The 19,551-nt window shown below is 74.2% G+C and carries 16 protein-coding genes; 5 read left to right on the top strand and 11 right to left on the bottom strand.

The window, feature by feature from the left end; genetic code table 11:
* The first annotated feature begins 17 nt into the window (after positions 1-17).
* Positions 18-710 (top strand): hypothetical protein, encoded by a 693-nt coding sequence (locus AB0L74_RS04775; protein ID WP_365645596.1) that lies wholly within the window; start codon positions 18-20, stop codon positions 708-710.
* 83 nt (positions 711-793) lie between these two features.
* On the opposite strand, the gene AB0L74_RS04770 is transcribed toward AB0L74_RS04775, so the two are convergent.
* The 6 genes from AB0L74_RS04770 to AB0L74_RS04745 form a co-directional block, all read right to left on the bottom strand.
* Complete coding sequence (locus tag AB0L74_RS04770; protein ID WP_365645594.1) at positions 794-1,834, bottom strand: TIGR03842 family LLM class F420-dependent oxidoreductase; 1,041 nt, start codon at positions 1,832-1,834, stop codon at positions 794-796.
* A gap of 169 nt (positions 1,835-2,003) precedes the next feature.
* Complete coding sequence (gene hydA, locus AB0L74_RS04765) at positions 2,004-3,407, bottom strand: dihydropyrimidinase (protein ID WP_365645592.1); 1,404 nt, start codon at positions 3,405-3,407, stop codon at positions 2,004-2,006.
* Between the two features lie 134 nt (positions 3,408-3,541).
* Complete coding sequence (locus tag AB0L74_RS04760; protein WP_365645590.1) at positions 3,542-4,828, bottom strand: aspartate aminotransferase family protein; 1,287 nt, start codon at positions 4,826-4,828, stop codon at positions 3,542-3,544.
* Positions 4,825-5,667, bottom strand: coding sequence for a nitrilase-related carbon-nitrogen hydrolase (locus AB0L74_RS04755; RefSeq protein WP_365645588.1), 843 nt, complete (start codon positions 5,665-5,667; stop codon positions 4,825-4,827). The genes AB0L74_RS04760 and AB0L74_RS04755 overlap by 4 nt, the downstream gene beginning before the upstream one ends.
* A 328-nt stretch (positions 5,668-5,995) precedes the next feature.
* Positions 5,996-7,375, bottom strand: coding sequence for a hypothetical protein (locus tag AB0L74_RS04750; protein ID WP_365645586.1), 1,380 nt, complete (start codon positions 7,373-7,375; stop codon positions 5,996-5,998).
* 315 nt (positions 7,376-7,690) lie between these two features.
* Positions 7,691-7,942, bottom strand: a complete 252-nt coding sequence (locus tag AB0L74_RS04745; RefSeq protein WP_358782940.1) for a helix-turn-helix transcriptional regulator — start codon at positions 7,940-7,942, stop codon at positions 7,691-7,693.
* 33 nt (positions 7,943-7,975) lie between these two features.
* Here AB0L74_RS04745 and map point away from each other — a divergent pair, with 33 nt between their 5' ends.
* Positions 7,976-8,752 carry a type I methionyl aminopeptidase gene (gene map / locus AB0L74_RS04740; RefSeq protein ID WP_365645583.1) on the top strand — a complete coding sequence of 259 codons (777 nt, stop codon included), beginning with the start codon at positions 7,976-7,978 and terminating at the stop codon, positions 8,750-8,752.
* 157 nt (positions 8,753-8,909) lie between these two features.
* Positions 8,910-11,438: an ATP-dependent Clp protease ATP-binding subunit gene (locus AB0L74_RS04735; RefSeq protein ID WP_365645581.1), complete on the top strand. Its 2,529-nt coding sequence runs from the start codon at positions 8,910-8,912 to the stop codon at positions 11,436-11,438.
* A 3-nt stretch (positions 11,439-11,441) separates the two neighbouring features.
* On the opposite strand, the gene ggt is transcribed toward AB0L74_RS04735, so the two are convergent.
* Positions 11,442-13,265: a gamma-glutamyltransferase gene (gene ggt / locus AB0L74_RS04730; protein WP_365645579.1), complete on the bottom strand. Its 1,824-nt coding sequence runs from the start codon at positions 13,263-13,265 to the stop codon at positions 11,442-11,444.
* A gap of 105 nt (positions 13,266-13,370) precedes the next feature.
* Between ggt and AB0L74_RS04725 the strand changes: the two genes are divergently transcribed.
* Positions 13,371-14,126 carry a hypothetical protein gene (locus AB0L74_RS04725; protein WP_365645577.1) on the top strand — a complete coding sequence of 252 codons (756 nt, stop codon included), beginning with the start codon at positions 13,371-13,373 and terminating at the stop codon, positions 14,124-14,126.
* A gap of 30 nt (positions 14,127-14,156) precedes the next feature.
* On the opposite strand, the gene AB0L74_RS04720 is transcribed toward AB0L74_RS04725, so the two are convergent.
* Positions 14,157-14,567: a DUF6278 family protein gene (locus AB0L74_RS04720; protein ID WP_365645575.1), complete on the bottom strand. Its 411-nt coding sequence runs from the start codon at positions 14,565-14,567 to the stop codon at positions 14,157-14,159.
* Between the two features lie 220 nt (positions 14,568-14,787).
* Here AB0L74_RS04720 and AB0L74_RS04715 point away from each other — a divergent pair, with 220 nt between their 5' ends.
* Positions 14,788-16,557 (top strand): SGNH/GDSL hydrolase family protein, encoded by a 1,770-nt coding sequence (locus AB0L74_RS04715; protein ID WP_365645574.1) that lies wholly within the window; start codon positions 14,788-14,790, stop codon positions 16,555-16,557.
* A gap of 16 nt (positions 16,558-16,573) precedes the next feature.
* Here the strand turns inward: AB0L74_RS04715 and AB0L74_RS04710 are convergent, their stop codons facing one another.
* The 3 genes from AB0L74_RS04710 to AB0L74_RS04700 all read right to left on the bottom strand — a co-directional run bounded on the left by AB0L74_RS04710 (position 16,574) and on the right by AB0L74_RS04700 (position 19,433).
* The gene (locus tag AB0L74_RS04710) at positions 16,574-17,353 is read right to left on the bottom strand and encodes an exodeoxyribonuclease III (protein WP_365645572.1); all 780 of its coding nucleotides are present in this window, start codon (positions 17,351-17,353) and stop codon (positions 16,574-16,576) included.
* Between the two features lie 63 nt (positions 17,354-17,416).
* A complete protein-coding gene (locus AB0L74_RS04705; protein ID WP_365645570.1) occupies positions 17,417-18,055 on the bottom strand; it encodes an MBL fold metallo-hydrolase in 639 nt (212 codons plus the stop codon).
* Between the two features lie 67 nt (positions 18,056-18,122).
* Complete coding sequence (locus tag AB0L74_RS04700) at positions 18,123-19,433, bottom strand: alpha/beta fold hydrolase (RefSeq protein ID WP_365645568.1); 1,311 nt, start codon at positions 19,431-19,433, stop codon at positions 18,123-18,125.
* Between the last annotated feature and the right edge of the window lie 118 nt (positions 19,434-19,551).

Below are 19,551 nucleotides of genomic sequence, written 5' to 3'. Positions count from 1 at the left end.
CCCAAGAGAAGTGCGCCGTGCGTTCTCTCCCCCTGCCGTTGGCCCTGACCGCGCGCCTGGCCCCGGTCGCCGTGCTCGCCACGGCCGGCTGGGCTTTGTCGTCCGGCCCGGCCGCCACGACCTCCGCCGCCGGCCACCAGGCCGCCCCCGAGACCGGCAACCGGTCCTCCGCTTCCTCCTCCCTGTCCGCCCCCTCGGCCCCGTCGACGCAGGCGGTGCCGACGACGTACGCGTCCGCTCCGGACCCGTGCGCCGCTCTGACCGCGAAGACGATCACCTCGCTCGTCCCGGGGGCGAGGAAGGCGGGAAAGGAGATACCGTCCACGGACACGCGCGAGCGCCGCACCTGCTCGTGGAACGCGCTCCAGGGATACGACTACCGCTGGCTCGACGTCTCCTTCGAGATCATGAAGTCGGACCAGGCGGCGCGGGCGTCGTACGAGGAACGCGTCGGGGACGACGACGGCGGTGGCGAGGTCCCCGGCCTGGGCGACACGGCGTACTCCGTGGTCGGCCTGGTCACCGAGGACGGGCAGCAGACCCGCGAGGGGACGGTGATCGCCCGCGCGTCGAACGCGCTGGTGGTCGTCACGTACAACGGCAGCGACTTCGAGACCCGGAAGGCGCCCGGGACGGACGAGATCAACAAGGGCGCGATCAGGGCCGCGAAGGAAGCGGTGGCCGCGCTGGAGGACGTCCGGCGGGGCTGAACCCGCCGCACGTGCGTCTCCCGCCCCGGCCCCGCCCGGCCCGGCGCCAGCCGTACGACGTGGCGGCACGCGGCCTGGCGTCCTCAGCCCCGAGGGGCGTCCCGGCCGTTGACGGCGGGGATCACCCGCGTCCCGTACGCGTCGATCACGGCTTCCCGCGCGTCGTGCATGGCGTACAGGGCGAACTGGTCGACGCCCAGCGCGCGCAGCGCGTTCAGCTTCTCGATGTGCCGCTCGGCGGGCCCGATCAGGCAGAACCGGTCGACGATCTCGTCCGGCACGAACCGGGTGTCCGGGTTGCCGCTGCGCCCGTGGTGAGCGTAGTCGTAGCCCTGCCGCGCCCGGACGTAGTCGGTGAGCTCCCGTGGTACGACGCTGCCGTCCGCGCCGTACCTGGCGACGAGGTCGGCGACGTGGTTGCCGACCATGCCGCCGAACCAGCGGCACTGCTCCCGGGCGTGGGCGAGGGCGCCGGGCGAGTCGTCGGCGGTGACGTAGGCGGGGGCGGCGACGCAGACGGTCACCTCGGCCGGGTCCCGGCCGGCCGCGGCCGCCGCGTCCCTGACCGCCCGGACCATGGACTCGGTCAGGTAGAGGTCGGCGAGCTGGAGGATGAATCCGTCGGCCTCCTCGCCGGTCAGCTTCAGCGCCCTGGGACCGTACGCGGCGGTCCACACCGGCAGTTCGGCGCCCGGCCTGACCCACGGGAACCTCACGACCGTGCCACCCCCGAGGTCGGCCGCCTCGCCGCGGGCGAGGGCGCGGATGACCCTGATCGCCTCCCGGAGGCGGACCAGCGTGGTGGGGCTGCGGCCGGCGACCCGCATCGCGGAGTCGCCGCGGCCGATGCCGCAGATGGTGCGGTTGCCGAACATGTCGTTGAGGGTGGCGAAGGTGGAGGCGGTGACCTCCAGGCTGCGGGTGCCCGGATTGGTCACCATCGGACCGATCCTCAGCCTGGTGGTGTTCGCGAGGATCTGGCTGTGGATCACGAACGGCTCCTGCCACAGTACGGCGGAGTCGAAGGTCCAGCCGTGGGTGAAGCCGTTGCGCTCGGCGCGCTTCATCAGGCTGACGACCCGGGCGGCCGGCGGATCGGTCTGGAGAACGAGTCCGAAGTCCATGGCGTCGATCCTCTCCGCAACGCGGCCCGACGCCAATCCTCCCCGCCTCGAAAACCCCCTGCGCGCTCGGGTGCGAGGTGTGGCCGGACCGCTCAGGGATCCCCCTGCTCGAAGAGCTTGGGGGAGCGTGCCGGGCGTCGCGACAGGGCGAACGCTGCCTGCCGCGGCACTAGCTCAGGTACTGACAGGTAGAGCGCGGCGTGTACACGCCGTGTCCCGCCCGGCCGACGAAGCGGCGGTCTTCGATGACCGGTTCGCCGCGGGAGAGGACGGTCTCGACGCGCCCGGTGACCCGTTTGCCCTCGTACGCCGAGTAATCGACGTTCATGTGGTGGGTCTCGGCGGAGATGACCTGCTCGGCGTGCGGGTCGTAGACCACGATGTCGGCGTCGGCGCCGGGCGCGATCGTGCCCTTCTGCGGATACAGGCCGAACATGCGCGCCGGGGTCGCGCAGGCGATCTCGATCCAGCGGCGGCGGCCGATGTGCCCGTCGACGACCGCCTGGTGGAGCAGGTCCATACGGTTCTCCACGCCCGGCAGACCGTTGGGGATCTTGGAGAAGTCGCCGCGGCCCAGCTCCTTCTGGCCCGCGAAGCAGAACGGGCAGTGGTCGGTGGAGACCACCTGGAGGTCGTTGGTCCGCAGCCCCCGCCACAGGGCCGCCTGGTGCTCGCGCGGCCTCAGCGGCGTACTGCACACGTACTTGGCACCTTCGAAGCCGGGCTCGGCGAGGTTGTCGGCGGACAGGAAGAGGTACTGCGGGCACGTCTCACCGAAGACCGGCAGACCCTTGTCCCGGGCCGCGGCCAGCTCAGCGACCGCCTCCCCGGCCGACACATGCACGACGTACAGCGGGGCGCCGGCGACCCGGGCAAGCTGGATGGCACGGTGCGTGGCCTCCGCCTCCAGCAGCACCTCGCGTACCTCGCCGTGGTGGCGGGGATCGGTCTCGCCGCGGGCGAGGGCCTGCTCGACGAGGACGTCGATGGCGAGGCCGTTCTCGGCGTGCATCATGATCAGCCCGCCGTTGGCCGAGGCGCGCTGCATGGCGCGCAGGATCTTGCCGTCGTCCGAGTAGAAGACCCCCGGGTACGCCATGAAGAGTTTGAACGAGCTCACGCCCTCCTCCACGAGAAGATCCATCTCTTTGAGGGAGTTCTCGTCGACGTCGGAGACGATCATGTGGAACCCGTAGTCGATCGCGCAGTTGCCCTCCGCCTTGGCATGCCAGGTGTCCAGGCCCTCGCGCAGCGAGCGGCCGGCGCTCTGCACCGCGAAGTCGACGATCGTGGTCGTGCCGCCCCAGGCGGCGGCCCGGGTGCCGGTCTCGAAGGTGTCGGAGGCGAACGTGCCGCCGAACGGCAGCTCCATGTGGGTGTGGACGTCGACACCGCCCGGGATCACGTACTTGCCGGTGGCGTCGAGGACCCGCGGCGCCGTGAACGACTCGGCGGCCGGGGTGCCGGACGCGGCGAGGGCGGCGATACGGCCGTCCTCGATCAGCACATCGGCGTGGATCTCGTCGGACGCGGTGACGACGAGGCCACCGCGGATGACGGTACGGCTGCTCATGCTGCTCCCTCTCCTGCCGTGGTCGGTGCGGTCGGCGCGCGGTCGCGGCGGCACCCGGCCGGCGGCCGCCGCCCCGGGGTCCGGCGTGGACGCCGGGGCGGCGGCCGGGGCGTTCCCGCCCGTGCGCGGCCGGGCTACTCGATGCTTCTCAGGGCGCGCTCCAGGATCGCGGCGCCCTCTTCCGCCTCCGCGACCGTGAGGGACAGCGGCGGGGCGATGCGCAGGGCGCTGGTGTCGTGACCGCCGCCCTTGCCGATGAGCAGGCCGCCCGCGCGGGCCGCCTCCAGCACGGCGGACGTGGCCTGCCAGTCCGCCTCGTCGGTGCCGGGCCGGGTCAGCTCGATGCCGATCATCAGCCCCCGCCCGCGCACCTCACGCACGTGCGGCACCTGTGCGGCGACGGACCGCAGCCGCTCGATGAGCAGCCCGCCGACCCGCCGGGCGTTGCCCTGGAGGTCGTGCTCCAGCAGGTACGTCAGATTGGCGAGGCCGGCCGCCATCGTGACCTGGGTGCCGCCGAAGGTGGAGATGCTGTTGGCGTCCAGACAGTTCATGATGTCGGCGCGGGCGATCACCCCGCCGATGGACATGCCGTTGCCGATGCCCTTGGCGAAGGTGACGATGTCGGGCGGGCCGCTGCGGGCGTGGGCCTGCCAGCCCCAGAAGTGGTCGCCGGTGCGGCCCCAGCCGGTCTGCACCTCGTCGGCGATCCACAGGATGCCGCGGTCGCGCAGCACCTCGCGGAAGGCGGCGTACAGGCCGTCCGGCGGGGAGGTGAAGCCGCCGACGCCCTGGACGGGTTCGGCGATCAGCGCGGCCGGCGGGCGGGTGTGGCCGAGCAGGTCGACGAGGTCGGCGACACAGGCGTCGATGAACTCCCGGTCGCCGAGCGCGGCGTAGGGCCCGCGGGTGCGCACGCCGCCGTGGACGTACAGCGTCTGGAGCGGGGACAGCGACGTCGGGGACCAGCCGCGGTTGCCGGTGATGCCGACCGCGCCGAAGGAGCGGCCGTGGTAGCTGTTGCGCATCGCGAGGACCGTGTTGCTGCGCCGGTACGTCGTCGCCAGCAGCAGAGCGGTGTCATTGGCCTCGGTGCCGGAGGTGGTGAAGAAGACCCGGGCGTCGGGGATGCCGGACACCTGGGCGACGCGCTCGGCGAGTTCGACCATGGGGCGGTTCAGGTAGAGGGTCGAGGAGTGGACGAGCCGCCCGGCCTGCTCGCTCACCGCCTTGGTCACCTCGGGCAGGGCGTGCGCGGTCATGGTGGTGAGGATGCCGCCGAAGAAGTCCAGGTACCTGTTGCCGGCGGCGTCCCAGACGTGGCGGCCCTCGCCGTGGGTGATCTCGATCGGGTCCTCGTAGTAGAGGGCGAGCCAGTCGGGCAGGACGGCGCGGTGGCGGCTCAGCAGATCGCGGGTCACGGGCGCACCAGCCCCTCGTAGGCGTCGGGGCGGCGGTCGCGGTAGAAGGCCCACTGCCGCCGCACCTGGTCGATCACGGCGAAGTCGAGGTCGCGGACCACGAGCTCCTCCTTGCTGTCACTGGCCACGTCGCCGACGAACTGCCCGCGCGGGTCGACGAAGTACGACGTGCCGTAGAAGTCGTTGGTGCCGTACTCCTCCTGTCCGACGCGGTTGATCGCGGCGACGAAGTACTCGTTGGCCACGGCCGCCGCGGGCTGTTCCAGCCGCCACAGGTGGGCGGAGAGGCCGCGGTGGGTGGCGGACGGGTTGTACACCAGCTGGGCTCCGGCCAGGCCGAGTTGGCGCCATCCCTCCGGGAAATGGCGGTCGTAGCAGATGTAGACGCCGACCTTGCCGACGGCGGTGTCGAAGACGGGCCAGCCGAGGTTGCCGGGCCGGAAGTAGTACTTCTCCCAGAAGCCCTCGACCTGCGGGATGTGGTGTTTGCGGTAGGTGCCGAGGACGGTGCCGTCGGCGTCGATCACGGCCGCGGTGTTGTAGTAGAAGCCCGGCTGCTCGACCTCGAACACCGGTGCGACGATCACCATGCCGGTCTCCCGCGCGAGCGCGCTCATACGGCGCACGGTCGGACCGTCGGGCACCGGCTCGGCCCAGCGGTAGTGCTCCGGATCCTGGACCTGGCAGAAGTAGGGGCTGTTGAAGACTTCCTGGAACCCGATGATCTTCGCGCCCTGCCGGGCCGCCTCGCGGGCGTACTCCTCGTGTTTCGCCACCATGGACTCGGTGTCGCCGGTCCAGGCGGCCTGGACCAGAGCGGCACGTACGACATTGGCCATGAGCTGCTCCTCCGACGCGACGAAAGCGCCTCTACGCCCGTAGAGCGGGCCGTAGAGGGACGAACGTAAGCCTCCCGGACGGGCTTGCCAAGACCATCGTCGTCAAGCCGGGGTGTCGATCGCGTTTCGCACCCCTGTGGGTGAGCGGGCGGTGGGGGGGCACGGGCCCGGTGGGGCTGGTGGGGTGGATGGGGCGTGGTGGGGAGGGGCGGCGGTGACCGAAGCGCGGCACGGGGGAACGGGGCGCGGAGGGACGGCGCGGGGCCGGGAGGGGCACGGACAGGGAGGTGCGGCGGCGGGTCCCGGTGCCCGGGGCGCGCGGGCGGCGTCAGACGGTGAACCCGGCGACGCGCAGGGCGTGCGCGACGTCCCGGCGGTGTTCCTCCGAGACGCCTTGGGCGGCCTCCAGCAGCAGCGGGACGAGCCGCCCCGGATCGGGCGCGGCACTGCCGGCCGCGTCCTGCGGACCGCGCACGCGTACGCACGCGTCGAGCAACGCGCGCGCCGCACCGCGGCGGCCCGCGACGGCCAGCCCGAGCACGGCCTCCCCGAGCTCGGCGACGGGCCGCGCCACGCCCTGCCGCAGGATCCGCTCGGCGTCGGCCTCGCGTCCGGCAGCCCGGAGCGCGTCGGCGGCGTCGGCCAGCCGGTCCGCGGGCAGCGAGGCCGCTTCCCACAGCAGGGTCGTCCAGTCGGCGCCCAGCCCGGCCCGCCCCAGTTCCTCGGCGAGCAGCGGGAAGCGGACGACGGGCCAGCGGGCGGCCTCCGCCAGCAGGGCGTGCGCCTCCCCGCTGCGGCCCTCGGCGCGCAGCCGGGCCAGCGCCGCCACGCTTCCGGCCACCTCCCGGCGGTCGGCCTCGGCCGGCGGCCGGACGGGCGTCTCCCGCGGCGGCACGTCCTCGACGACCGCCCCGGCGAACCGCGCTCCGCGCGGAGTGCGCCCGGTCCCGGCTCGCGGCGCGGGCGGCTCCGGTAGGGCGGTCGGCGGTACGGCGACGGGAGCGACCTCGTCGGCGGCCTCACCGGCGAAGCGGGCACTGCCGCGCCGCCGTTTGCGGCGGGCCGGGGTGCCGGGGGCGGGTGCGGGGAGGCCACCTTGCGCCGCGGGCGGTGGCGCGGGGCGCCCTTCCGCCGGGGCGGCGGCCGGGGGCTGCGGGCTCGCCGCGGCTTCCCGCGGGCCGTGACCGCCGTGTGTCCGGCGTTCCCACTCGGTGATGCGCGCCCGGAGTTCGGCACACCGGGCGCTCGCGCGGGCGTGGTCGTCCTCGGCCCAGGCCAGGTCGACTCGGAGGGCGTCGGCCTCCTCACGGGTGGCGGCCGAGGCCAGCAGCCGCCTCAGCTCGGCCCGCCGTTCGGCGGCGTGACGGCGCTCGCGCAGCATGAGGTCCAGCTGATCGCCGAGGGAGTCCCGGGCACCCGGCAGCGCGTCGTGCGCGGCGAGGGCGGCGGTGTGCAGGGCGCGGGCACGGGCCGCCTCGGCCGCGACGGCGCCGGCATCGGTACCGCCCTGCGCGGCGAGGTCCTGGAGCAGCGCCTCGACCACGTCCCAGGGCGGCACCTGCCACCCCTCCAGACAGGCCCGCATGCCGTCGGGGTCGCGCCGCCAGAACACTCCGCACCAGCCGCCGCCCTGGTCCAGGCGGGCCAGCAGACCCGCGAGGCATCGAGCGAACTCCCGCGACGCTGCGGGGATCTGACCCATCGTCATTTCCGAACTCCCGCCAGACTGGAGCACTCCGGTCCGGAGTGAACACCAGCCGTGTTACAGGGCCGCTACGGCGAGTTTTCGGCCGCGGCGCGGGCTCCGCCGCGCGCCGGGACGGGCACGCCACCGCGCATCCGGGCGGGCACGCCGACGGTCGCGGCCGCCGACCCGCGCGGCCGCGGACCCGGCCCGGACCCGACGACGGGGACGACGACGGACGAGACGACGACCGACGCCGCGACGGAGGCGGCGACGGACAAGGCGCCGACGAGCACCGCGACGAGCCGACGGCGAACGCCCCGGCGTCAGACCCCGCGGTCAGACCCCGGCGAGCGCGCAGCGCCCCGCCAGCTCGTCCATCGACAGACCCAGGGCGTGGGCGAGGGCGGCCACCGTGAAGAAGGCCGGGGTCGGGGCACGGCCGGTCTCGATCTTGCGGAGGGTCTCGGCGGAGATGCCCGCGCTCGCCGCGACGTCCGCCATGCTCCGGCCGCCGCGCGCCTCGCGCAGCAGCCGCCCGAGCCGCTCGCCGCGTTCGCGTTCTTCGGGAGTGAGAGGGGTGCGCACCATGGCACCCATTCTAATACCGGTATTGTAATTGGCATGGTGGAACTGAAGACGGATACGTCGATCGACGCGATGTACGAGGCGGGGCAGGTGGTCGGGCGGGCGCTGACCGCCGTACGGCAGGCCGCGGACGTGGGGGTCTCCCTGCTGGAGCTGGACGCGGTGGCCCGGGAGGTGCTGCGCGCGGCGGGCGCCCGCTCACCGTTCCTGGGCTACCGGCCCTCCTTCGCGCCGACCCCCTTCCCGGCGGTGATCTGCGCGTCGGTGAACGACGCGATCGTGCACGGCATCCCGGACGGCTACCGGCTGCGCGACGGGGACCTGGTGTCCATCGACTGCGGCGCGCAGCTGGACGGCTGGGCCGGCGACTCGGCGATCAGCTTCGTCGCCGGCACCCCGCGCGCGGCGGACGTCCGTCTGGTCGAGACCGCCGAGCGGGCCCTCGCGGCGGGCATCGAGGCGGCCGTGGCCGGCAACCGCATCGGGGACATCGCCCACGCGATCGGCTCGGTGTGCCGGGCGGCGGGTTACGGCATCCCGGACGGCTTCGGCGGCCATGGCATCGGCCGCCGTATGCACGAGGATCCGCCGGTGCCGAACGAGGGCCGTCCGGGCCGCGGGCTCCGCCTGCGCCACGGCATGGTCCTGGCGATCGAGCCGATGGTGATCGGCGGCGGCGGGGACGGCTACCACGCGGCGCCGGACGGCTGGACCCTGCGGACGGACGACGGCTCCCGCGCCGCCCACGCGGAGCACACGGTCGCGATCACGGAGGACGGACCGCGCGTGCTCACGGCCCGCGAAGGGGGCTGAGGACCGGGCGCGGACACGTCCGGCGACGGCGGCGGCCAGGGCCGTCGCCGGACATGCCCGCCGCGGGGCGACGTGTCATCGTGGCATGAGCGGGCCCCGACCGGGTTACCCGGCCCCGGCACGTCGACCAGCGGAGGACACCGGAGGACGGACAGCGATGACCAGCGGCTTCATCAGCCCGGAGGGCGACCCCTTCGCCGAATTCCTCGCCCGGTTCTTCGGCGGACCGCGGCCCCGGCACATCGACATCGGCCGGCTGCTGAGCCAGCCGGCCCGGGAGCTGGTGCGCGGCGCCGCCCAGTACGCCGCCGAGCACGGCAGCCGGGACCTGGACACCGAGCACCTGCTGCGGGCCGCGCTGTCCGCGGAGCCGACCCGGAGTCTGCTCAGCCGGGCCGGCGCGGATCCGGACTCGCTGGCGTCGGAGATCGACGAGCGCTCCGGACCGGTCCAGCACACCCCCGGTGAGGCCCCGCCGCCCACCTCGCTCTCCCTGACGCCGGCCGTCAAGCGCGCCCTGCTGGACGCGCACGAGCTGGCCCGGGCGAGCGGCACCGGGTACATCGGGCCGGAGCATGTGCTCAGCGCGCTCGCCGCCAACCCGGACTCGGCCGCCGGGCACATCCTCAACGCGGCCCGGTTCGCGCCCTCCGCCCTGCCGCCCGAGGCGCCGGAGTCGGCGGGGGCCCGCACGGAACGGCCCCAGCCGACGAACACGCCGACGCTGGACAAGTACGGCCGCGACCTGACCGACCTGGCCCGGCAGGGCCGGATCGACCCGGTGATCGGGCGGGACGAGGAGATCGAGCAGACGGTCGAGGTGCTCTCCCGCCGCGGCAAGAACAACCCGGTGCTGATCGGTGACGCGGGCGTCGGCAAGACGGCGATCGTCGAGGGGCTGGCGCAGCGCATCGCCGACGACGACGTGCCCGACGTGCTCGCCGGGCGCCGGGTGATCGCCCTGGACCTGACGGGCGTGGTCGCCGGGACCCGGTTCCGCGGCGACTTCGAGGAGCGGATGAACAACATCGTGGGCGAGATCCGCGCCCACTCCGACCGGCTGATCATCTTCATCGACGAGCTGCACACCGTGGTCGGCGCGGGCGGCGGCGGCGAGAGCGGGTCAATGGACGCCGGCAACATCCTCAAGCCGGCCCTCGCCCGCGGCGAGCTGCACATCGTGGGCGCGACCACGCTGGAGGAGTACCGCCGCATCGAGAAGGACGCGGCACTGGCCCGCCGCTTCCAGCCGATCCTGGTGCCCGAGCCGACCACCGCCGACGCGATCGAGATCCTGCGCGGCCTGCGTGACCGCTACGAGGCGCACCACCAGGTCCGTTACACCGACGAGGCGCTGGTGGCGGCGGTGGAGCTGTCCGACCGCTACCTCACCGACCGGCGGCTGCCGGACAAGGCGATCGACCTGCTCGACCAGGCCGGCGCCCGGGTGCGGCTGCGGGCCCGCACCAAGGGCACGGACGTGCGGGCCATGGAGCGCGAGGTCGAGCAGCTGGTCCGCGACAAGGACCAGGCGGTCGCGGACGAGCAGTACGAGCAGGCCACCCGGCTGCGGGACCGGATCGTGGAGCTGAAGGAGCGCATCGCCCAGGCGGCCGGCGACGGCGAGGCCGACGAGGGGCAGAACCTGGTGGTGGGCACCGAGGCGATCGCCGAGGTGGTGTCCCGGCAGACCGGCATCCCGGTCAGCAGCCTCACCCAGGAGGAGAAGGACCGGCTGCTCGGCCTGGAGCGGCACCTGCACGAGCGGGTCGTCGGCCAGGACGAGGCCGTCCGGGTCGTCGCCGACGCCGTACTGCGCTCGCGCGCCGGGCTCGCCAGCCCGAACCGGCCGATCGGCAGCTTCCTCTTCCTCGGCCCGACCGGCGTCGGCAAGACGGAGCTCGCCCGGGCGCTGGCCGAGGCGCTGTTCGGCAGCGAGGACCGCATGGTCCGCCTCGACATGAGCGAGTACCAGGAGCGGCACACCGTCAGCCGCCTGGTCGGCGCCCCGCCCGGCTACGTCGGCCACGAGGAGGCCGGCCAGCTCACCGAGGTGGTGCGCCGCCACCCCTACTCGCTGCTCCTCCTGGACGAGGTGGAGAAGGCGCACCCGGACGTCTTCAACATCCTGCTCCAGGTCCTCGACGACGGCCGGCTGACCGACTCCCAGGGCCGTACGGTGGACTTCACCAACACCGTCATCGTGATGACCAGCAACCTGGGCTCCGACGTGATCACCCGTCGGGGCGCCGGCATCGGCTTCGGCCCGGGCGGCGCGGACGCGGACGAGGAGGCCCGGCGCGAGCGGGTGCTGCGCCCGCTGCGCGAGCACTTCCGGCCGGAGTTCCTCAACCGCATCGACGAGATCGTCGTCTTCCGCCAGCTCAGCTCCGAGCAGCTGCGGCGGATCACCAGCCTGCTGCTGGAGCAGACCCGGCGGCTGCTGCACGCCCAGGACGTCACCGTCGACTTCACCGACGCGGCCGTGGACTGGCTCGCCGAGCACGGCTACCAGCCGGAGTACGGCGCCCGTCCGCTGCGCCGCACCATCCAGCGGGAGGTCGACAACCAGCTGTCCCGGCTGCTGCTGGACGGACGGGTCGCCGAGGGCGGCCGGGTGACGGTGGACGTCGAGGACGGGCGCCTGGCCTTCCGTACGCGGCAGACGCCCGCCCCCGAACTGTGACGCTCAGCGGGCGGGGCGCACCACCATCGCCGAGCCGCCGCCGCGCCGTACCTTCTCGGCGGCGGCCAGCCACCCGCCGTCCGGCAGCCGCTGGATGCCCGTCGCCGCGCCGATCTCCGGGTTCGGCTTGAAGGAGTGCCCGATGGCCTCCAGCCGCCGCCGCGTCTCGGTGCCCTGGAGGGCCGGTTCCATGTCGGTCTGGGCCGTGTTGCGCTGGCTGACGCGCGGCGCGGCGATCGCGTCGGCGAGCGGCAGGCCGCGGTCGAGGAATCCGGTCAGGGTCTGGAGCACGGTGGTGACGATGGTGGCGCCACCGGGCGAGCCGAGGGCGACGACCGGCCTGGCGTGCCGGTCGAGCACGATCGTCGGCGCGATGGACGACCGGGGCCGCTTGCCGGGACCGGGCAGGTTCGGGTCGTGCACGGCCGGGTCGGCCGGGGCGAAGGAGAAGTCCGTGAGCTGGTTGTTGAGCAGGAAGCCGCGGCCGGGCACGGTGATGCCGCTGCCGCCGGTCTGCTCGATGGAGAGGGTGTAGGAGACGACGTTCCCCCACTTGTCCGCCGTCGTCAGGTGCGTGGTGTTCTCGCCCTCGTACGTCGTCGGCGCCGCCGTGCCGCCGCCCCGGCACGGGGCCGGGTGGCGCGGGTCGCCCGGGGCGAGGGGGCTGGTGAGGACCGCGTCGTCCTGGATGAGGCACGCGCGGGAGTCGGCGTACCGCTGCGAGAGCAGCTCTCGGGTCGGTACGTCCTCGAAGGCGGGGTCGCCGACCCAGCGGCCGCGGTCGGCGAAGGCGATCCGGCTGGCCTCGATGAAGCGGTGCAGGTATTGGGCCTGGCTCGTCCGCTTCGGCGAGAGGTCGCCGCGCTCCAGGATGTTGAGGGCCTCGCCGACGGTGGTGCCGCCGGCGGAGGAGGGCGCCATGGAGTACACGTCGAGACCTCGGTAGGAGGTCTTGGTGGGGGCCTGGAGCCGGGGGCGGTAGGCCGCCAGATCCCTGGCGGACAGGTCGCCGGGGCGGGCGTTCCAGCCGGAGTCCGGGTCGATGGGCGGCTTGTTGACGGTGGCGACGATGTCCTCGCCGATGTCGCCCCGGTAGACCACGTCCACGCCCTTGCCGCCCAGCTCCCGGTAGGTGCGGGCGAGGTCGGGGTTCTTGAAGGTGGAGCCGACGGCCGGGAGCTCGCCGCCGGGCAGGAACAGCTCGGCGGTGTCGGGGAAGTACCGGAAACGGGCCTCGTTGGCGGCGGTCTGGGCGCGGAAGGTGGCGTCGACCGTGAAGCCGTCGCGGGCCAGCCGCTCGGCGGGCCGCAGCACGGTGGCGAGCTTCCGGCTGCCCCACTTGTCCAGGGCCGTCCGCCAGGTCGCGGGTGTGCCCGGGGTGCCGACCGCGAGGCCGCTGGTGACCGCGTCGGCGAACGGGATCGGCTTGCCGTTCTCGGTGAAGAGGTCCTTCCCGGCGGTCAGGGGTGCCGTCTCCCGGCCGTCGATGGTGTGGACCTTACGGGACGTGGCGTCGTAGTAGACGAAGTAGCCGCCCCCGCCGATGCCGGACGAGTAGGGCTCGGTGACGCCGAGGGCGGCGGCGGTGGCGACGGCCGCGTCGACGGCGTTGCCGCCCTTCCTGAGTACCTCGATGCCGGCGGCGGAGGCGTCGGAGTCGACGCTCGCGACCGCGCCGCCGTACCCGACGGCGACCGGTGACTTCTCGGCGGGCTGTGGCCGCGCGGTCGGCGGAGCCGCCGCCCCCACCGACACCACCACGGCGGCCGAGACCGACAGAACCGCCAGATTCCGTGCGACCAGATTCCGTGCGACAGGACGACGCATCCGCACCTCCAGTGACAGGCCGTCCGGGCAGCTTAATTCATCGTCATGGCCGCGTCATGGACCCGCCGGACACGGCCCGGTCGCCGCCCGCTAGCATGCGCGGCCATGACCGACGACGTGCGCGACATCGTCCTGGGCGTGCTGGCGGCGGGCATCAGCGCCACGCTGGGCTGGGCCGCCCGTACCTATTTGTGGAAGCGCAAGCTCCGCCGCAAGCGGGCGTTCCTCGGTCTGCCGGCGAACGGGGAGTCGCTGCTCGTGGTCAACCGCGACCCGGCCGCCGTCGAACCGGCGGTCCACCGCTTCGACGTGTTCGCGCTGCTGGAGCTGGCCGCGGTCGTCCGGGAGTGCGGAGCGCACTTCCAAGTGGTCACCCACGACACAGTCCACCAGGGCGTCGGCGAGCGCACCGAGTTCTGCGTGGGCGGCCCGGGTTCGAACCGGCGCGTTGCGGCACACATGGCGGCCATGCTGCCGGGCGTCCGCGTCACCGTTGGTCCGGAGCCGGGCCCGGACCGGGCCGCCTTCCTCATCGGGACCGAGCACTACCGCATGGAGCCTGGAATCACGGAGTATGTCCTGCTGGCCCGGCTGACCGCGGGCGGAGGCCCTGGAGTCCGTCCCGTGTTCCTCTTCTGCGGCCAACGCGCGATCACCAACCAGGCGGCGACCCGGTACCTGGCGCGCAACCACGAACGGCTGGCCCGCGAGCACGGCGGCGAGCCCTTCGTCCTGCTGCTGAAGGTCGTCAACTCCCAGGCGTACGGCCCCGACGTCGTGGAGCTGGTCGCCGACGTGACCCGGGCGGCGACCAGCCCCCTGCCGCCACCGGCGTCCCCGGCGTCCCATGGCACCTCCTGAGCATCCCGAAGCAGACGCGAGCGGCCTGCGTCAGTTCTCGGCGACCTCCGCGTACGCCTGCGACAGCTGGGGCGCACCGCTCGCGGCCCACTCCCGGCCGACGGCCACGACGTCGGTCTCACGGCCGGAGGGGAGCCGTATGACGGGCCGGCCGTCACGCCGGATCCGCCAGGCGGCACCGGCCACGGTGCGGACGATCACGGTGCCCAGATACAGCCCGGCGTCGTTGCCGAGCCAGGGCAGGACCTCCTCGTCGTCGCGCCAGCGCGGCACCATCTGGTCGAGCGCCTCCAGGGAGGCGGCGGTGTCGTCGAGCCGGATGCCGTCCCCGGACGCCTGGGAGCGGAGCAGCTCGCACTCGGCGAGCAGCCCGGCGACGCCCTCGGGGTCGAGAGCCGCCGCGGGTGCCTCGCGCCGGCCGCCCAGGAAGGGGATGTGCATACGTCCAGACTGGCATCGGCCCCGGGCTGCGCACCACAGGCACGCGGAGGGCGGATTCCGGCCGTCCGGCCCCAGGGCTGCGCATGGCGCGTTGACCGCCCGGCGCCGCTTCCCTACGTTCGCGGTGCGCGCGTCGCGCCGCCCGCCGCCGCGACCGCCGCGTCCGCCCGTGCCGTGACGCGTCGTCCGCTCGTCACTCGTCATCCGGAAGGGACCGTCCATGCGCCGAGGGGTCCGGAGTACCGCCGTCGTCCTCGCCCTGCTGGCCGCCGCGGTACCGGCCGCCTCCGCCGCGCGGGCCGCGCCCGGGTCCGGCGCCGGGCCGCTGCCGCTGGAGCGGCTCTTCGACAACAGGGCCGTCAGCGATGACGCCCGGCCGGGTCAGGCCGACTTCGACGGCTCGGGAGCCTCCCTGTCGGCGCGCGACCTGGCCGCGGCCGGCTGGGCGCCCGGCCGCACGCTCACCGTGCAGGGCGCCCGGCTGCGCTGGCCGCGGCAGGCGGCGGGCCGGCCGGACAACGTGCGGGCGGCCGGGCAGCGCGTCCGCGTCACCGGACGCGGCGACGCGCTCGCCTTCCTGGTCGCGGGCACCTCCGGCACCGCCGTGACCGGGACGGGGACGGTGACGTACGCCGACGGTACGGGCTCCGCCTACCGGCTCACCGCGCCCGACTGGCGCACCGGCCCGCTCGCCACCAAGGCGGTGGCGCTGCCGCACGTCAACACGCCCGCCGGGCAGCTCGCCGAGCACGCACGGCTGTACGTCGTGACCGTGCCGCTCGCGCCGAACCGGCAGGTGACCTCGGTGCGGCTGCCGCGCGCGGCCGGCCTGCACGTGTTCGCGCTGTCGGTACGGGACGCCGGGCGGGGCTGGACCGGCGCCTGGGCGACGTCGACGTCCGGGTACCCGGCGGTGGGTCCGTGGTCCGGCCGGACGCTGCGGCTGGTGGTGCACACCTCGGCGGGCGGGCCACGGGTGCGGGTGCGGTTCGACAACACCTTCGCCGCGGCGCCGGTACGGATCGGCCGCGCGACCGTGGCGGTGCGCCGGGCGGGCGCGGCGGCGCTGCGGGCCCCGGTGCCGCTGTCCTTCGGCGGCGCCCGCGGCGCCGACATCCCGGCGGGGGCGCAGGCGTACAGCGATCCGCTCCCCTTCGCGGTGCCCGCCGGCCGGGATCTGCTGGTGAGCTTCCATCTGCCCGGCCACGTCGCGGCGGCGCCCGTGCACCGGCAGGCGCTCCAGCGGTCGTACCTCAGCGAGCCGGGCGACCACACGGCGGACGGCACCGCCGGACCGTACACCTCGGTCCTGACCAGCTGGCCCCTGCTGACCGGTGTGGACGTCGGCGGCGGTCCCGGGTCGGTGGTGCTGCTCGGCGACTCGATCACCGACGGCGACCGGTCCACGGCGGACGCCAACCGCCGGTGGCCCGACGCGCTGGCCCGGCGCCTGCTCGCGCAGCGCGCGGTCCCCCGGTACGGGGTGCTCAACCACGGCATCTCCGGCAACCGGGTCACCGGCGACCGCTATCCCGGCGACGGGGTGTCCACGGACATGGCCGGGGTGAGCGCCCTGAACCGGTTCGACCGCGATGTGCTCGCCCAGACGTCCGTGCGCACGGCGGTGGTCTTCGAGGGCGTCAACGATCTGCTGGCGGGCACGGACGCCCGGCGCGTGATCACCGGCCTGCGGGAGCTCGCCGAGCGGGGGCGCGCCCGGGGGCTGCGGATGCTGGGAGCGACCGTCCTGCCCTGCGGGGGCAGGGCGGGGTGCACGGCCGCCGTCGACGCGGAGCGCGCCGCGGTGAACGCGTGGCTGCGGGAGACGGACGCCTTCGACGCCGTGCTCGACTTCGACGCCGTGATCCGCGACCCGGAGCACCCGGCCCGGATGCTCCCGGCGTACGACAGCGGCGACCATCTGCACCCCGGGGACGCGGGGCTGGCGGCGCTCGCCGGTTCCGTGGACCTCGGTCTGCTCGCCGGGTGACGGGCGGACGGGTGCCTCACACGTCCAGGTCCACCACGACCGGCGCGTGGTCCGAGGCGCCCTTGCCCTTGCGCTCCTCGCGGTCCACGTAGGCGTCCTCGACCGCCTTCGCGAACGGCGCGTTGCCGTAGACCAGGTCGATCCGCATGCCGCGGTTCTTGGGGAAGCAGAGCTGGCGGTAGTCCCAGTACGTGAAGGGGTGCTCGTACTTCAGCGGGCGCGGCACCACGTCCGACAGGCCGGTCTCGCGCAGCGCGGCCAGGGCGGCGCGCTCGGCCGGGGTGACATGGGTGGAGCCCTCGAAGGCGGCGCGGTCGTACACGTCGTCGTCGGTCGGGGCCACGTTGTAGTCGCCCAGCACCGCGAACGGGCGGCTGCCCGCCGCGTCGCCGGCGACCGCCGCGCGCAGCGCCTCGAACCACTGGAGCTTGTACGCGTAGTGCGGGTGCTCCACCTCGCGGCCGTTGGGCACGTACACCGACCAGACGCGGACCGGGCCGCAGGTGGCGGAGATCGCCCGGGGCTCCTGCGCGCCGTCGTAGCCGGGGTCGCCGGGCAGGCCCTTGACCACGTCCTCGATGCCGACGCGGGAGAGCACCGCGACGCCGTTCCACCGGCCGGTGGCGTGGACCGCCGCCTCGTAGCCCAGCTCGCGCAGCTCGGCGAACGGGAACTGCTCCTCGGCGACCTTGGCCTCCTGGAGGCAGAGCACGTCCGTGCCGCTGCTCTCCAGCCAGGCCAGCAGCCTCGGCAGGCGGGCGGTGATCGAGTTCACGTTCCAGGTGGCGATGCGCATGCCTCACAACCTACCCGGCGGCACCGACACCCCGGTCAGGCCCCGTCCCGCCCGCGGTCCCGCTCACACCTCGGCGCTGTCCCCCGGCGCCAGCCGCAGGTGCTCCGCGCCGCCGAGCTGCCCGATCTGCCGGTCGTAGATCGGGCGGGCGAGGTCGGTCAGGAGGGCGTCGTGGATGTCGTAGGCACGCCGCGGCCGGACCTCGCGGACGTAGTCGATCACCTCGGAGATCTTGTTCCAGGGGGCCATCACCGGCAGCATCAGGGTCTCCACCGGCCGGCCGGGGACGGTGAGGGCGTCGCCGGGATGGAAGACCTTGCCGCCGTCGATCAGGAAGCCGACGTTGGTGATCCGCGGGATGTCCGGGTGGATCACCGCGTGCAGCTCGCCGTGGACCTGGACGTCGAATCCGGCGGCGGTGAAGGTGTCGCCGTGGCCGACGGTGTGGACGCGGCCCGGGAACGCCGCGGAGATGCGCTCCGCGACCGCCTTCAGCGTCCAGATCCGCGCGGCCGGGTTGATCTCCATGGCGGCGCGCAGCCGCAGCTCGTCGAAGTGGTCGGGGTGCTCGTGGGTGACGAGGATCGCGTCCGCGCCGAGCGCGGCGTCCTCCTCGCTGAATCCGCCCGGGTCCAGGACGAGCGTCTGCCCGTCCTTCTCCAGACGGACGCAGGCGTGCGACTTCTTGATGAGCTTCGTCATGGGTCCATCCTGCCTCCGCCGCGCCACCGGAGCGCGCCCGGCCGGCCCGGTCCGCGCCGGCCCCGGCTCAGTCCTGGGGCGTGGTCTCCTCCCGCACCACCCGCTGGGCCACCCGGAAGGCCCGGTTCGCGGCGGGCACCCCGCAGTAGACGGCCGTCTGCAGCAGCACTTCCTTGATCTCGTCCGGGGTGAGCCCGTTGCGCAGGGCGGCCCGGGTGTGGGCGGCGAGGTCCTCCAGATGACCGCCGGCGGCCAGGGCGGTCAGGGCGACGCAGGAGCGGGTACGGCGGTCCAGGCCCGGCCGGTTCCAGATCTCGCCCCAGGTGTAGCGGGTGAGGAACTCCTGGAAGTCCCCGGCGAAGTCGCCGGCCTCCGCCAGCGCCCCGTCGACGTGCGCCTCGCCGAGCACTTCGCGGCGCACCTTGAGCCCCGCGTCGTACGGGTCCGGGCGCTGGTCCGGCCGCGGCGGCACCGCGGCCGGGGCGATCTCGGCGACCGGCGCGACCGGCACGGCCTGCGGCGGCGCGGTCGCGGCCAGGACCGGGCGGACGGGCGCCGCGGGGATCGCGGTCTGCCCGGTGGCGGAGTCGTGCACGGGCTGCCAGGCGGTGGTGAAGTGCGTCGTCAGCAGGTCGGTGACGGCGGCGGGCTGCTCGACGGGGACCAGATGCGAGGCGCCGGGGACGACCGCGAGGCGGGCGTCGGGGATGCCGGCGACCAGCGTGCGGGCCTCGGCGGGGCCGGTGACCTGGTCGTCGGAGCCGACGAGGACGAGGGTGGGCACGCCGACCCGGCCCAGCTCGGCCCGGACGTCGAACGCGGCGAGCGCCTCACAGGCGGCGATGTAGCAGCCGGGGTCGGTGGTGCGGACCATCTGCACGGCCCACTCGGTGATCGCCGGCTGCGCCGCGGCGAACCCGGCGGTGAACCATCTGTCCGGAGCGGTACGGGCGATCGGGTCGAGCCCGTTGGTCCGGACGACCACGCCGCGCTGCCGGAACTCGTCGGCCGTGCCGAACCTCGGCGAGGCGGCGATCAGCGCCAGGGAGGCGAGCCGCTCGGGGTGGCGCAGCGCCAGCTCCACCCCGATCGCGCCGCCGAACGCGCATCCCGCGTAGCCGAAACGCTGCACGCCGAGCCCGTCGAGGGTGGCGAGCAGACGGATCGTCAGCTCGGCGACGGAGCCCGCCGGATGGGCCGGGGCTCCGCCGTGCCCCGGCAGGTCGAAGCGGATCACACGCCACTGCTTGGCCAGCTCCGGGACCTGTCGGTCCCACATGTGCCATGTGGTACCCAGTGAGGGACCCAAGATCAGGGCCGGAGCGTCTTCTGGCCCGTCAAAGCGGTATTGCAGGGTGTTCGGTGGTGTCTCGCTCACGCCTCAGACCCTCTCACGTCTCACAGACGCCCCTATAACGCGGGGGCGCGGGAAACCGGTCTGACCAGGTTGAAGACCTCGCGGGCGGCATATCGCTTGAGGCATCGGATGATCTCGC

The sequence above is a fragment of the Streptomyces sp. NPDC052020 genome (genome assembly GCF_040680575.1).
Taxonomy (GTDB): domain Bacteria; phylum Actinomycetota; class Actinomycetes; order Streptomycetales; family Streptomycetaceae; genus Streptomyces.
Note: the sequence above shows the minus strand (reverse complement) of the source record. Positions and strands in the feature narration are given on the sequence as shown.

Bases quoted from the DNA above. Each gene is read 5' to 3' on its own strand.
- AB0L74_RS04770 (WP_365645594.1), bottom strand. From the start codon at position 1,834: ATGGACTTCGGACTCGTTCTCCAGACCGATCCGCCGGCCGCCCGGGTC.
- hydA (WP_365645592.1), bottom strand. From the start codon at position 3,407: ATGAGCAGCCGTACCGTCATCCGCGGTGGCCTCGTCGTCACCGCGTCC.
- AB0L74_RS04755 (WP_365645588.1), bottom strand. From the start codon at position 5,667: ATGGCCAATGTCGTACGTGCCGCTCTGGTCCAGGCCGCCTGGACCGGC.
- AB0L74_RS04750 (WP_365645586.1), bottom strand. From the start codon at position 7,375: ATGACGATGGGTCAGATCCCCGCAGCGTCGCGGGAGTTCGCTCGATGC.
- AB0L74_RS04745 (WP_358782940.1), bottom strand. From the start codon at position 7,942: ATGGTGCGCACCCCTCTCACTCCCGAAGAACGCGAACGCGGCGAGCGG.
- map (WP_365645583.1), top strand. From the start codon at position 7,976: ATGGTGGAACTGAAGACGGATACGTCGATCGACGCGATGTACGAGGCG.
- AB0L74_RS04735 (WP_365645581.1), top strand. From the start codon at position 8,910: ATGACCAGCGGCTTCATCAGCCCGGAGGGCGACCCCTTCGCCGAATTC.
- ggt (WP_365645579.1), bottom strand. From the start codon at position 13,265: ATGCGTCGTCCTGTCGCACGGAATCTGGTCGCACGGAATCTGGCGGTT.
- AB0L74_RS04725 (WP_365645577.1), top strand. From the start codon at position 13,371: ATGACCGACGACGTGCGCGACATCGTCCTGGGCGTGCTGGCGGCGGGC.
- AB0L74_RS04720 (WP_365645575.1), bottom strand. From the start codon at position 14,567: ATGCACATCCCCTTCCTGGGCGGCCGGCGCGAGGCACCCGCGGCGGCT.
- AB0L74_RS04715 (WP_365645574.1), top strand. From the start codon at position 14,788: ATGCGCCGAGGGGTCCGGAGTACCGCCGTCGTCCTCGCCCTGCTGGCC.
- AB0L74_RS04710 (WP_365645572.1), bottom strand. From the start codon at position 17,353: ATGCGCATCGCCACCTGGAACGTGAACTCGATCACCGCCCGCCTGCCG.
- AB0L74_RS04705 (WP_365645570.1), bottom strand. From the start codon at position 18,055: ATGACGAAGCTCATCAAGAAGTCGCACGCCTGCGTCCGTCTGGAGAAG.